Genomic DNA, 12,375 nt, shown 5'->3' with positions numbered 1-12,375 from the left:
CTCGTCGCCGCGGTCTTGTTGCTCTTCTCCTCTGTCCCGGGCGGTCCGGTCCCCCCCCCCTCGACTCTACGGAATGCCGGTAGATCCACGCCATGCGTGGATGCTTCCGGTCATGCGGCCGAAGCGGCCACCTTTTCCAAGATCCGCTTGCCGCTGCTTTCCAGCGCGGCGTCTTCCTTTTCCTTCTGCTGCTGCGCCAGCTTCGCGCCCGGGCACTGCGCCAGCATGTAATTGGCGTCGAAGTTGAGCTTCTCGACCAGGAAGTCGACGAATGCACGCACCTTCGGCGAGACCAGGCGGCCACCGGCGAACACGGCGTTGAAGTCCACTTCCGGCCCGGTCCAGCCAGCCAGCACGCGGCGCACCATGCCCGACTCGACGAACGGCTTGGCCATCACATCGCCGGTCAGCAGCAGGCCTTCGCCGCACACCAATGCACCATTCAACGCAGACATGTCGTTGGCGGTCATCAGCGGGGTGACCGGGAAGTCACGCAGCTCGCCGCCGTTCTCGCCCAGCTGCCAGGTGAAGCGCGGCGAGTTGCCGGTGTGGTACGGCTTGCGCATCGCCAGGATGCGATGGAACTGCAGCTCTTCCGGATGCAGCGGCTCACCATAGCGTTCGATGTAGGCCGGGCTGGCGAACACCTGCGTGCGCAGGCTGCCCAGCTTGCGTGCCACCAGGTTGGAATCGGGCAGGGCACCCACGCGCAGGGCCAGGTCCGCCTCACCTGCAATCAGGTCCAGCTTCTCGTTGCCCATATGCATGTCCAGCCGGATCTCCGGGTACTGCGCATGGAACTGGCCCAGCAGCGGTGCAATCCAGGTGATGCCGATCGAGTAGGGCACGGTGAAGCGCAGCCAGCCGCGCGGACCGGACTGCAGCTGGCTCACCGCGCTCTCGGCTTCTTCCAGCTCGCGCGCGATGCGCTGGCAATGTTCGTGGTAGATCGAACCCGCTTCGGTCAGGCCGAGGCGGCGGGTGGTCCGGTGCAGCAGGCGCGCACCGAGGCGCGTTTCCAGCTCCTGCACTTTGCGGCTGACCGTGGTCTTGGGCAGGCCGAGCGATTTGGCAGCGGCAATGAAACTGCCTTGCTCGACCACTTTGACGAAGATCAGCGTCTCGTTGAGATCGTGGGACATGGTCTGGGATCCTGGACGTCGGGGATGGGACAATCGTGACAGAACGATTGGACCGGGAGCGGGATGATTATTCCCCTTAATCAGGACTAATCAAGTAAAGGTTTGAGGTCTATCGTGGCGCCATTCGTTATTTGGAGCCCGTCCGCCATGAGCCTGCGCAACATTCTTGCCCGTCTCCGGAACGCCGGCCAGAGCACCCTGGACCTGGCAATGACCGTTGAAGTCCGCTCGAGTTCCTTGGTACACAAGGACTTCCGTGAGTTTACCGCGCCGATGCGTCAGCAGCGTGGCGGTGCCATCCGCCTGGCCCCGCACAAGGGCGACCGGCTGCGTCGAATCGGGACTATCCCGGATTTGGGAGGAAATGTCCCGTGAATGGGATGCTGACGCCCGAAGTCCTGGTCCTCGGCGGCACCGGTGCCGTCGGCCAGGGCGTGGTTGGCGCACTGCTGGAAGCCGGCAGCCCGGTGCTGGTGGTCGGTCGCGACCCGGGCCGGCTGGCGGCGCTGCATGAGCAGTTCGCCGATGAGCCGGGCCTGGAGACGCTGCTGGGTTCGCTCAGCGATGACGGCTCGGCGCGCGCACTGGCCGAACGCATCGCGCATCGCCCGCGTCCGCTGGCGGCAGTGATCGCCGCAATGGGCGGCCCTTACCGTCGCGGCCGGGTGACTGACCGCAACGGCGATGAACTGCTGGGCGCGATGCAGGCCGATCTGATGCCGCACGTGCACGCAGTGCGTCATCTGCTGCCGCTGCTGCAGGACAACGTGCATGCGCGCCGCTACGTGATGATCGGCAGCCCGGCCAATGCCAAGCCCTGGGCGGGCTACGGCGAAACCTCGATCACCACTGCGGCGCTGCGTATGTACGCGCAGGTGGTGCACCAGGAAGCCCAGGCATTGGGCGTGCGCGCGCAGATGCTGGAAGTCTGCAGCCCGGTGTGTACGCCGGCCAACGCGGCCAATGCCTGCATCGAGTGGCCCAGCTCACTGCTGGTCGGCCGTCGCGTGGTCTCCCTGCTTGATGGCTGCCGCGACAACCGCGCCATCGTCCGCTGCGACAGCAGTGATGCCGAACTGCCGCGCGGCCTGCTGCACCTGGACGTTCCTCCCCTGTGGCGCGATACCGCAGGCGTCGCTTGACCTCGACCATGGTTGAGGTCGCAGGATACGCCGCCTGTTTTTGCAACACGTTCTCATCTAGCTGTACCACCCCTCCGTACGGATGCATGCCATGACTTCCCCCAATTCCACACCACATCGTTTCGGCCATCGCATCGCGATGGTCGGCGTGTCGATCCTCGCCGCAGCCGTGCTGGCGGCCTGCAGCGGCGGCCACGCCGAAGAAGCCGGTGCACCGCCGCCGCCGCAGGTCAGTGCTGCACCGGTGCTGGTCAAGCAGGTCAGCCAGTGGGACGAGTTCAGCGGCCGCGTCGAAGCGGTACAGAGCGTTGAACTGCGCCCGCGCGTGTCCGGCTACATCGACAAGGTCAACTACGTCGAAGGCCAGGAAGTGAAGAAGGGCGAAGTGCTCTTCACCATCGACGCGCGCAGTTACCAGGCCGAGTACGATCGCGCCGCTGCCGAACTGGCCCGCGCCCGCACCCAGGCCACGCTGGCCCGCAGTGAATCCGAGCGTGCCAAGCGCTTGTCCGAGCAGCAGGCCATTTCCACCGAGACGGCCGAGCAGCGTCGCGCTGCGGCTGACCAGTCCGGTGCCGCCGTACAGGCGGCGCAGGCTGCGCTGGATGCGGCCCGCCTCAACCTGGAGTTCACCAAGGTGCGTGCGCCGATCGACGGCCGTGCCGGCCGCGCGATGGTCACCGCCGGCAACCTGGTCACCGCCGGCGACAGCGCCAGCGTGCTGACCACGCTGGTCTCGCTGGACACCGTGTTCGTCTACTTCGATGCCGATGAAAGCACTTTCCTTCGCTATGCACAGATGGCACGCAAGGGTGAACGCCCGAGCGAGCGTGACAGCGATCTGCCGGTGAAGGTCGGCCTGTCCGGCGAAGAGGGTTACCCGCATTCGGGCAAGGTCGACTTCCTCGACAACCAGGTGGCACGCAGCACCGGCACCATCCGCGTCCGCGCGCTGCTGGACAACGCCGATCGCCAGTTCACGCCGGGCCTGTTCGCCCGCGTGCAGTTGCTCGGCAGCGGCCAGTTCCAGGCTCTGCTGATCGACGAGAAGGCTGTTCTGACCGACCAGGATCGCAAGTACGTGTACGTGGTCGACAAGGATGGCAAGGCCCAGCGCCGTGACATCCAGCTCGGCCGCACCGCCGACGGCCTGCGTATTGTCGAGCACGGCCTGGCCGCCGGCGACAAGGTGATCATCGACGGCGTGCAGAAGGTCTTCATGCCGGGCATGCCGGTGCAGGCCAAGGCCGTGGCGATGCAGCCGCAGGCTGCGCCACCGGCACCGGGCCGCGATGCCACCGCCGCGCTGAACCACTGATCCGCCGTCTCCTGATCCGCGTCCCCGCTTAGCTGCCGGCGCCAGCAGCAGCCTTCCCTGCCTTCGTCATCTCGGCGAGGGGCGGGGAGGCTGTTGCCCGCCGAACGCCTTTCCCAGGAATTCCTCCATGGACTTTTCCCGTTTCTTCATCGACAGGCCGATCTTCGCGGCGGTGCTGTCGATCGTGATCTTCGCCGCAGGCCTGATCACGATTCCGATCCTGCCGATCAGCGAGTACCCCGAAGTGGTGCCGCCGTCGGTGGTCGTGCGCACGGTGTATCCGGGCGCCAACCCCAAGGTCATCGCCGAGACCGTCGCCACCCCGCTTGAAGAGGCCATCAACGGCGTCGAAGGCATGATGTACCTGAAGTCGGTCGCCGGCTCGGACGGTGTGCTGCAGATGACCGTCACCTTCCGCCCGGGCACCGACCCGGACGCGGCAGCGGTGAAGGTGCAGAACCGCGTGGCGCAGGCGCAGGCGCGCCTGCCCGAGGACGTGCGCCGGCAGGGCGTGACCACGCAGAAGCAGTCGCCGACCTTCCTGATGGTGGTGCACCTGACCTCGCCGAACGGCAAGTACGACACCCTGTACCTGCGCAACTATGCCCGTCTGCACGTCAAGGATGCGCTGGCGCGTATTCCGGGCGTGGGTGACGCGCAGATCTTCGGTGGTGGTGACTACGCCATGCGCGCCTGGCTGGACCCGGACAAGGTCGCCTCGCGCGGCCTGACCGCCAGTGACGTAGTGCGCGCCATGCGTGAGCAGAACGTGCAGGTCTCGGCCGGCCAGCTCGGTGCCGAACCACTGCCGAACAGCCAGTTCCTGACCCTGATCAATGCCCAGGGCCGCCTGAAGACTGAAAAGGAATTCGGCGACATCGTGCTCAAGAGCGGTGTTGATGGCGAGATCGTGCGCCTGGCCGATGTGGCCCGCCTGGAACTGGGTGCCGGTGACTACACCCTGCGTTCGCAGCTGGACGGCAAGAACGCGGTGGGTATCGGTATCTTCCAGTCGCCGGGTGCCAATGCACTGGAGATCCGTGACCAGGTCATCTCGACGATGGACGAGATGCAGAAGACCATGCCGGCCGACGTGAAGTACGAAGCCGTGTATGACACCACCATCTTCGTGCGCGACTCGATCAAGGCCGTGGTCTCCACGCTGCTGGAAGCGATCGCGCTGGTGGTGCTGGTGGTGATCCTGTTCCTGCAGACCTGGCGTGCGTCGATCATTCCGCTGATCGCGGTGCCGGTGTCGGTGGTCGGTACTTTCGCCGCGCTGTACCTGCTGGGCTTCTCGATCAACACGCTGAGCCTGTTCGGCCTGGTGCTGGCGATCGGCATCGTGGTCGATGACGCGATCGTGGTGGTGGAGAACGTCGAGCGCAACATCGAAGAAGGCCTGTCGCCCACCGCCGCGGCCCACCAGGCCATGCGTGAGGTGTCCGGCCCGATCATCGCGATCGCGCTGGTGCTGTGTGCCGTGTTCGTACCGATGGCCTTCCTGTCGGGTGTCACTGGCCAGTTCTACAAGCAGTTCGCGGTCACCATCGCCATCTCCACGGTGATCTCGGCGATCAACTCGCTGACCCTGTCGCCGGCCCTGGCTGCGCGCCTGCTCAAGGCCCATGGTGCGCCGAAGGACGGCCCGAGCCGCTTGATCGACCGCCTGTTCGGCTGGGTGTTCCGTCCGTTCAACCGCTTCTTCAAGTCCAGTTCGGAGAAGTACGAGCGTGGCGTGGCCCGCATCCTCGGCCGTCGTGGTGCGGTGTTCGTGGTCTACGCGATCCTGCTGGTCGGTACCGGTGTGATCTTCAAGCTGGTGCCGCCGGGCTTCATCCCGACCCAGGACAAGCTGTACCTGATTGCCGGTGTGAAGCTGCCGGAAGGTTCGTCGATCGCGCGTACCGATGAAATGCTGCGCAAGGTCGCCAAGATCGCCCAGGAAACCGATGGCGTGGCCCACACCATCTCGTTCCCGGGTTTGAACGCGCTGCAGTTCACCAACACGCCGAACACCGGTGTGGCGTTCATTCCGCTCAAGCCGTTCGCCGAGCGTCATGGCCGTACCGCCGCGCAGATCAACGCCGAGATCAACCAGAAGATCGCCGGCCTGCAGGAAGGCTTCGCCTTCTCGATGATGCCGCCGCCGATCCTCGGCCTGGGCAACGGCAACGGCTACCAGATGTTCATCGAGGACCGTGGCAACCTGGGTTACGGCGCGCTGCAGAATGCCGTACAGGCGATGCAGGGCACCGTTGCGCAGACGCCGGGCATGGCCTTCCCGATTTCCAGCTACCAGGCCAATGTGCCGCAGCTGGATGCCGAGGTCGACCGCGTCAAGGCCAAGGCACAGGGCGTGCAGCTCACCGAACTGTTCGACACGCTGCAGACCTACCTCGGCTCGGCCTACGTCAACGACTTCAACCAGTTCGGCCGTACCTGGCAGGTCATCGCGCAGGCGGACGGTCCGTACCGCGAAACGGTCGAGGACATCGGCAAGCTGCGTACCCGCAATGACCGCGGCGAGATGGTGCCGATCGGTTCGATGGTCACCATCAAGCAGACCTTCGGCCCGGACCCCGTGCTGCGCTTCAATGGCTATCCGGCGGCGGATCTGGCCGGTGAAGCCGACCCGCGCCTGCTGTCTTCGGCCGAGGCGATGAACAAGCTGACCGAGATCGCCGGCAAGGTGCTGCCGGTGGGCATGACCACCGAATGGACCGACCTGAGCTACCAGCAGGCAACCCAGGGCAAGGCCGCCTTCATCGTGTTCCCGGTGGCGATCATGCTGGCCTTCCTGGTGCTGGCCGCACTGTACGAGAGCTGGTCGCTGCCGCTGGCGGTGATCCTGATCGTGCCGATGACCCTGCTGTCCGCGCTGTTCGGCGTGTGGCTGACCGGTGGTGACAACAACGTGTTCGTGCAGGTCGGCCTGGTGGTGCTGATGGGCCTGGCGTGCAAGAACGCGATCCTGATCGTCGAATTTGCCAGAGAGCTGGAGATGGGCGGCAAGGGTATCGTTGAAGCTGCGCTGGAAGCCTGCCGCCTGCGCCTGCGCCCGATCGTGATGACCTCCATCGCGTTCATCGCCGGCACCGTACCGCTGGTGCTGTCGCACGGTGCAGGTGCCGAGGTGCGCTCGGTGACCGGTATCACCGTGTTCGCCGGCATGCTGGGCGTGACCCTGTTCGGCCTGTTCCTCACCCCGGTGTTCTACGTGGCCCTGCGCAAGTTCGTCACCCGCAACGGTGGTGGCCAGCTGGTGCAGCACGGCGAGCCGACCATCCACCACTGACATGGAACCCCGTCGCCGCCGGTCGTTGGCCGGCGGCGGCTTCCCCCTCACGAGGCAAGAATCCATGAACTCTCATCAGAACAAGATCGCGCTGGTCACCGGCGCCACCCGCGGCATCGGCGCCGAGACCGTGCGCCAGCTGGCCCAGGCCGGCGTGCATACGCTGCTGGCCGGCCGCAAGCGCGAGACCGCCGTAGAGCAGGCGCTGAAGCTGCAGGCCGAGGGCCTGCCGGTGGAAGCCATCCAGCTGGACGTGACCGATGCAGCCAGCATCGCCGAAGCGGTCGAGCAGGTACGCCAGCGCCATGGGCGCCTGGACATCCTGGTCAACAACGCCGGCATCATGATCGAGAACCCGGCGCAGGCGCCGTCCGAACAGTCGCTGGATACCTGGAAGCGCACTTTCGACACCAACGTGTACGCACTGGTTGCGGTGACCCAGGCCTTCCTGCCACTGGTCAGGCAGGCCAAGTCCGGGCGGATCGTCAACGTTTCGAGCATGCTCGGCTCGCAGACCCTGCATGCTGATCCGACCTCGGGCATCTACGATTTCAAGATCCCCGCGTACAACGCCTCCAAGGCAGCGGTGAACAGCTGGACGCTGGCGCTGGCGCATGAACTGCGCAGCACCCAGATCAAGGTCAACACCGTGCATCCGGGTTACGTGAAAACCGATATGAACGGCGGCCACGGCGAGATCGAGATCAGCGAAGGCGCGCGCTCCAGCGTGCAGATGGCACTGATCGGCCATGAAGGTCCGAACGGCAGCTTCACCTACCTGGGTGAGGTGCTGCCATGGTGATCCGCACGTTGGCGATGGCTGTCTCCAGCCTGGTGCTGGCTGGCTGTGTCAGCGTCGGCCCGAACTACAAGGCGCCGGTGCAGGATCCGGTGGTGCTGCAGGGTGCGCAGCAACCGGTGTTCAGCACCACCTCGCCGGTGGCCAGCTGGTGGGCGCAGTTCGATGATCCGGTGCTGGAAGAGCTGGTGCACGGCGCACTGTCGGACAACCTGGACCTGCGCGTGGCCGTGGCCCGCGTCAGCCAGGCCCGCGCGGTGTTCGTCGAAAGCCGCTTCGACCAGGCGCCGCATGTCACCGCAGGCGGCAGTTACGATCGCCGCAAGCAACCCGATCCGCAGCTGGGTGGGCAGCGGGTGTTCAGTGAAAGCTACCAGCTCGGCTTCGATGCGGGCTGGGAGCTGGATCTGTTCGGCCGCAAGCGCCGTGCTGCAGAAGCCGCCCGTGCCGACCTCGATGCCGAGCAGGCCAACCTGGCCGACGCACAGGTACTGATCGCCGCCGAAGTGGCACGCAACTACTTCGAGCTGCGCGGCACACAGAAGCGCATCGCCGTGGCCCAGCACACCCTGGTCAATCTGCGCGAGACGCAGAAGCTGACCGAGGCACGCTGGGAGCTGGGCGCCGGCAGCGAGCTGGACGTGCAGAGCAGTCGTGCCCGGCTGAAGGCGATCGAGGCCGACATTCCGCTGCTGGAAGTGGCCGAAACGCAGTCGCGCAACCGCCTGGCGGTTCTGCTGGGCCAGCGTCCGGAAACGCTGACCGCCATGCTTGCGCCGCACGAAGTGCCGGCATTCGCCAAGGCGCTGCCGCTGGGCGATACCCGCGAGCTGCTGCGCCAACGCGCCGACGTGCGCGTGGCCGAGCGTCGTCTTGCTGCCGCTACCGCGCGGGTGGGCGTGGCCACGGCGGATCTGTTCCCGCGGCTGTCGCTGTCCGGATTCGTTGGCTTCCTCGGTGGCGATGCCAGTGGCCTGGTCAATGGCAACAACAAGGCCTGGTCGCTGACGCCGTCGCTGAGCTGGGCGGCCTTCGATTTCGGCACCGTACGTGCACGCCTGCGTGCCAGCAAGGCCGAGGCCGAAGGCGTGGCAGCACAGTATGAGCAGACGGTGCTGCTGGCACTGGAAGACACCGAGAACGCGCTGACCCGCTATTCCAAGCAGCAGGCGCGGCTGGCGATCGTGGTCGAGCAGGCGCAGGCGGCTCGCCGTGCCGAGTCGCTGGCGCAGATCCGCTATCGCGAGGGCTCGGAGGACTTCCTGACCCTGCTGGATGCGCAGCGTACGCAGCTGGCAGCCGATGATGCGTTGGCCGCGGCCGAGTCCGAGGTCAACGTCAGCGTGGTGGGGGTGTACAAGGCGCTGGGTGGTTGGGGTCAATCACCGCAGCCGGCGAGTGTGGCGCAGGTGCAGTAACCGCAGGGGACGGAAGCAGTGGCTTCCGTCCCTTTCTTCTTTCAGGGCCAGCGATTGGCCGGTACCTCGCGCTCGCGCATGCGCACGATGCAGAAGCGATGGCCGGTCGGTGCTTCCATCACCCACCAGCGTTTGACGAAGCCTATCCGCCGCGCGCCGAGCTTCTCCAGGCGGTCGGCCTCGGCGTCGATGTCGTCACTCTCGATGTCCAGGTGCACCCGTGAAGGGTGATTGACGCGTTGCACCTCCACGTTCAGGCCTGCGGGCGCGCCCTGCAGGTCGGCGTACTCGGCGCCGTCTTCGGCATAGGCGGGCTGCGCCTGCAGGCCGAGCGCGGCGGACCAGAAGCGGGCGCCTTCGTCGGCGGGAATGCCCTCGCAATCGATGATGAAACCGGCCAGGCGACTCTGGTGTGCCATGCCTTTCTCCACAGTTCGGGAACGGGGGCAGGGTAGCGCGGCGTGTGCTGTGGACGTTGTCACAGTCGTGACGTTTCTGACTCTGCCGGAAGCCGTGTCCGCCGTGTAACTAGTGGGGCAGATTCCAGGGAGTACATACGATGAGTGATGACAGGCGGGATACCCAGCGCATGCTGTTTGGCGACCCGGGGCCACCCGGCGCGGGCCTTTCGGTGGCGGTCGTTGTGCTGCTGGTGCTGGCGACGATGGCCGCTGCGATCGGTTTCCTGCGACTGCCTGATCCGATGCTGGGGCTGGGCCTGATCGGCGTTGCCGTGTTCCTTGCTGTCGGCGCCCGCATCTGCCAGGCGCGCAACCAGCACCTGGCGTTGTACCGGCTGTTGTCGCGGCAGCCGCGGTAGCCACGGCTGCCGCAGAGATTCAGTGCTTCGGCCAGTCCAGCTCGACCACCAGCGGGAAGTGATCCGACGGCAGCACGCCGTCGATGCGGCGGTCATCGGTGAGGAAACTGCGGGCATGGAAGCCGCGCACCAGCACCCAGTCCAGCTGCACGGTGGCCTTGCCGGTGAAGTCGTGGAAGGTCAGGCGTGGTCCCTGCGGTGCATTCACCTGCGTGCGTGTGTCCTGCAGCAGGCGGGTGAATGCCTTGTAGGTGTCACCGCCGGGCTCGCTGTTGAAGTCACCGGTCAGGACCACCGGCAGGTCGGCAGGCAGGGCTTGCAGGCGCTTGCCGATCAGCTCGGCACCCTTCACCCGGCGCGGTTCGTCCTCGTCGCGATAGGGCAGGTGGGTATTCATGAAGTAGAAACGGCGGCCATCGTCCAGGCGCCGGAACAGGGCCCAGGTGACCATGCGCGGGTACAGGTTGCCCCAGCTGATGCTGCCGGGTACTTCGGGCGTATCGGATAACCAGAAGTTGCCGGATTCCTCGATGGCCAGCACCTTGCTGTCGTAGAACACGCCCATGTGTTCATCGCCGCTGCCACCGCGGCGGCCTTCACCGAACCAGCGGTAGCCGGGCAGATGCCCGGACAGGAAGTCGGCCTGTTCCTTCACCAGCTCCTGCGTGCCAATCACGGCCGGGTGTGCATCGAGGATGACCTTGACCATGGCATCGCGACGGTCCGGCCAGCGCTTGCCCGGTTCGGTATCGGCCGGGGTACGGACATTGAACGACATCACTTTCAGTGGCACCGGCGCAGCAGCCCAGGCGACGGCAGGCAGAGCAAGCGCCAGCAGCGCACACAGCGCAGGGCGACGGAAACGCGACAACATCGTGGAATCCCTCCATTCCATGAAAACGGTTTCATGAAGCATGCCATGGACGGTGGGGTCGGCGATATGCCGGGATGGGCGGATGGAAGATGCCGGGCGGGCGGTGAAGGTCCCGCCCGGCGGATCGCGCGGGCGCGATCAGAAGGTCATGGGTGCTCAGTCGGCAGGCAGGTACCACTGGCCATTCTGGTCAATCCAGTACACCTGGATGTAGGGAGTGCCGTCCTCGTCGAAGTACGTCACTTCGCAACGTTGATGGTAATAGGGCCCCATCTTGACCCGGACGCAGTTCGTGTTCTCCGGACCACCGCCACCACCGCCGGCGGTGGCCTGGGACGGCGTGGAGAGAGCTCCCACGGCAAACATCAGTGCGGCCATCGAGGCCAGGTGCAGTTTCATGGGCATCATCCTTGTGTCTGCAATCGCGCATCTGCGCGGTGTCGTGCAACTACCCCCGGGTAGAGCATGCACCCGAGCGGCAGCTGCTGCATGCGCGCCGGCCCGGCGGGCGGCCCGGCGCAGTCCCCTGCCGGCTCAGTCGCGCAGGTAAGGGTTGCCGTACTCGTCGATCCAGTACTCGGCTTCGTACACGTTGCCGAACTCATCGGTGTAGGTTTCCGTGCAGTGCTGGTGGACCCGGTTGTGGTCCACTTTCACCGGCACGCACGACACATTTTCTTTCGGTCCCCCGGCATTGGCGTCCGCCACCGGAGCCAGGGTTGCCGTTGCCATCACCAACGCGGCCATCGCGGCCAGTTGCAGTTTCATAAGCATCGTCCTTGCTTTCTGCAATCGCGCACATGCGCATGGCGTGTGTAACACGCGAACCAGAGCGCCGGAAGTGTCTTGCCCGGATCAGTCCTCGATCTCGCCGCGCCGACTGGCAGCACGCACCGCCTGCGCGGTGGTTGCCACGCCCAGGCGCTGGCGCGCGCGTCGCAGATGATTCTCCACCGTACGGGCGGAAAGCCCCAGCGTGGCCGCGATTTCCGCCTGGCGACGGCCGGCGGCGACCCAGCGCAGCACCTCGCGTTCGCGCGTGCTCAACGCACTTCCGGAAAGCTCGGTGGGCGTCTCGGAAAGCCGGCGTGCGGCACGGAATGCTGCAGCTGCAGCAGCATCCAGCAGCAGTCGCGCGCTGGCCGATGCATCGATCGCTGTCCCGGCAAAACTGATCGCGCCTTCCAGCCCTGTGGTGCCGAACACCGGCACCTGCAGACCGTGCAGGCCTTCACCACGTGGCTGCTTTACCACCTGATAGCGTTCGCCGCGAACGCCCTGGCGCTTGCTCCAGAAGAACGGCGCGTCACTGTCCAGAACGTGGCGATTGACCGGACAGGCGTGCAGGTAGCGCGCGAGGTCGGTAGTGCTGCCGTCGCCGAACCAGTCGCCCTCGATCCAGTACACGCGCTGGGTACCGCGTTCCAACCCCGTGCCGGTGGCGAACACCAGCACGCGGTCGTAGCCCAGCGGTGCACAGATGCCGCGCAGTACCGCGCCCACCGTACTCAGTGAGCGGGCGCGTTCCAGTTCCAGCAACGCCTGCACCAGATCGCTCACGCCA

General features: G+C 65.9%; 13 protein-coding genes. 7 read left to right on the top strand and 6 right to left on the bottom strand.

The window, feature by feature from the left end; all coding sequences use genetic code 11:
- Positions 1–110: 110 nt before the first annotated feature.
- Positions 111–1,142 carry a LysR family transcriptional regulator gene (locus V3B48_RS07160; RefSeq protein WP_005409107.1) on the bottom strand — a complete coding sequence of 344 codons (1,032 nt, stop codon included), beginning with the start codon at positions 1,140–1,142 and terminating at the stop codon, positions 111–113.
- A 147-nt stretch (positions 1,143–1,289) separates the two neighbouring features.
- On the opposite strand from V3B48_RS07160, the gene V3B48_RS07155 reads away from it, so the two are divergent.
- From V3B48_RS07155 to V3B48_RS07130, 6 genes are all read left to right on the top strand, one after another.
- Entirely contained in the window at positions 1,290–1,517 is a 228-nt protein-coding gene (locus V3B48_RS07155) for a hypothetical protein (RefSeq protein ID WP_329893431.1), read from the top strand.
- Positions 1,514–2,284, top strand: a complete 771-nt coding sequence (locus V3B48_RS07150; RefSeq protein WP_049400332.1) for an SDR family NAD(P)-dependent oxidoreductase — start codon at positions 1,514–1,516, stop codon at positions 2,282–2,284. The genes V3B48_RS07155 and V3B48_RS07150 overlap by 4 nt, the downstream gene beginning before the upstream one ends.
- Positions 2,285–2,375: 91 nt before the next feature.
- Positions 2,376–3,602 carry an efflux RND transporter periplasmic adaptor subunit gene (locus V3B48_RS07145; protein ID WP_032128263.1) on the top strand — a complete coding sequence of 409 codons (1,227 nt, stop codon included), beginning with the start codon at positions 2,376–2,378 and terminating at the stop codon, positions 3,600–3,602.
- 127 nt (positions 3,603–3,729) lie between these two features.
- Positions 3,730–6,900, top strand: a complete 3,171-nt coding sequence (locus V3B48_RS07140) for a multidrug efflux RND transporter permease subunit (RefSeq protein WP_032128264.1) — start codon at positions 3,730–3,732, stop codon at positions 6,898–6,900.
- Positions 6,901–6,964: 64 nt separating this feature from the next.
- Positions 6,965–7,702 carry an SDR family oxidoreductase gene (locus tag V3B48_RS07135; RefSeq protein ID WP_012510730.1) on the top strand — a complete coding sequence of 246 codons (738 nt, stop codon included), beginning with the start codon at positions 6,965–6,967 and terminating at the stop codon, positions 7,700–7,702.
- Positions 7,696–9,117, top strand: a complete 1,422-nt coding sequence (locus V3B48_RS07130) for an efflux transporter outer membrane subunit (RefSeq protein WP_121503706.1) — start codon at positions 7,696–7,698, stop codon at positions 9,115–9,117. The genes V3B48_RS07135 and V3B48_RS07130 overlap by 7 nt, the downstream gene beginning before the upstream one ends.
- A 41-nt stretch (positions 9,118–9,158) precedes the next feature.
- On the opposite strand, the gene V3B48_RS07125 is transcribed toward V3B48_RS07130, so the two are convergent.
- Positions 9,159–9,536 carry a VOC family protein gene (locus V3B48_RS07125; protein ID WP_154263208.1) on the bottom strand — a complete coding sequence of 126 codons (378 nt, stop codon included), beginning with the start codon at positions 9,534–9,536 and terminating at the stop codon, positions 9,159–9,161.
- A gap of 140 nt (positions 9,537–9,676) precedes the next feature.
- Here V3B48_RS07125 and V3B48_RS07120 point away from each other — a divergent pair, with 140 nt between their 5' ends.
- Positions 9,677–9,937 (top strand): hypothetical protein, encoded by a 261-nt coding sequence (locus V3B48_RS07120; RefSeq protein WP_180844920.1) that lies wholly within the window; start codon positions 9,677–9,679, stop codon positions 9,935–9,937.
- A 19-nt stretch (positions 9,938–9,956) separates the two neighbouring features.
- Here V3B48_RS07120 and V3B48_RS07115 read toward each other — a convergent pair whose 3' ends face one another.
- From V3B48_RS07115 to V3B48_RS07100, 4 genes are all read right to left on the bottom strand, one after another.
- On the bottom strand, positions 9,957–10,811 hold the full coding sequence (locus tag V3B48_RS07115; protein ID WP_285301900.1) for an endonuclease/exonuclease/phosphatase family protein: 855 nt from the start codon (positions 10,809–10,811) through the stop codon (positions 9,957–9,959).
- A 156-nt stretch (positions 10,812–10,967) separates the two neighbouring features.
- Positions 10,968–11,210, bottom strand: a complete 243-nt coding sequence (locus V3B48_RS07110; RefSeq protein ID WP_049462602.1) for a hypothetical protein — start codon at positions 11,208–11,210, stop codon at positions 10,968–10,970.
- Positions 11,211–11,345: 135 nt separating this feature from the next.
- Positions 11,346–11,579 carry a hypothetical protein gene (locus V3B48_RS07105; protein ID WP_032128272.1) on the bottom strand — a complete coding sequence of 78 codons (234 nt, stop codon included), beginning with the start codon at positions 11,577–11,579 and terminating at the stop codon, positions 11,346–11,348.
- Positions 11,580–11,666: 87 nt separating this feature from the next.
- Positions 11,667–12,371 (bottom strand): PA1136 family autoinducer-binding transcriptional regulator, encoded by a 705-nt coding sequence (locus V3B48_RS07100; protein ID WP_032128273.1) that lies wholly within the window; start codon positions 12,369–12,371, stop codon positions 11,667–11,669.
- Positions 12,372–12,375 lie beyond the last annotated feature (4 nt).

The organism is Stenotrophomonas sp. SMYL20 (assembly GCF_036320045.1).
GTDB classification, from domain to species: Bacteria; Pseudomonadota; Gammaproteobacteria; order Xanthomonadales; family Xanthomonadaceae; genus Stenotrophomonas; species Stenotrophomonas maltophilia_A.
Note: the sequence above shows the minus strand (reverse complement) of the source record. Positions and strands in the feature narration are given on the sequence as shown.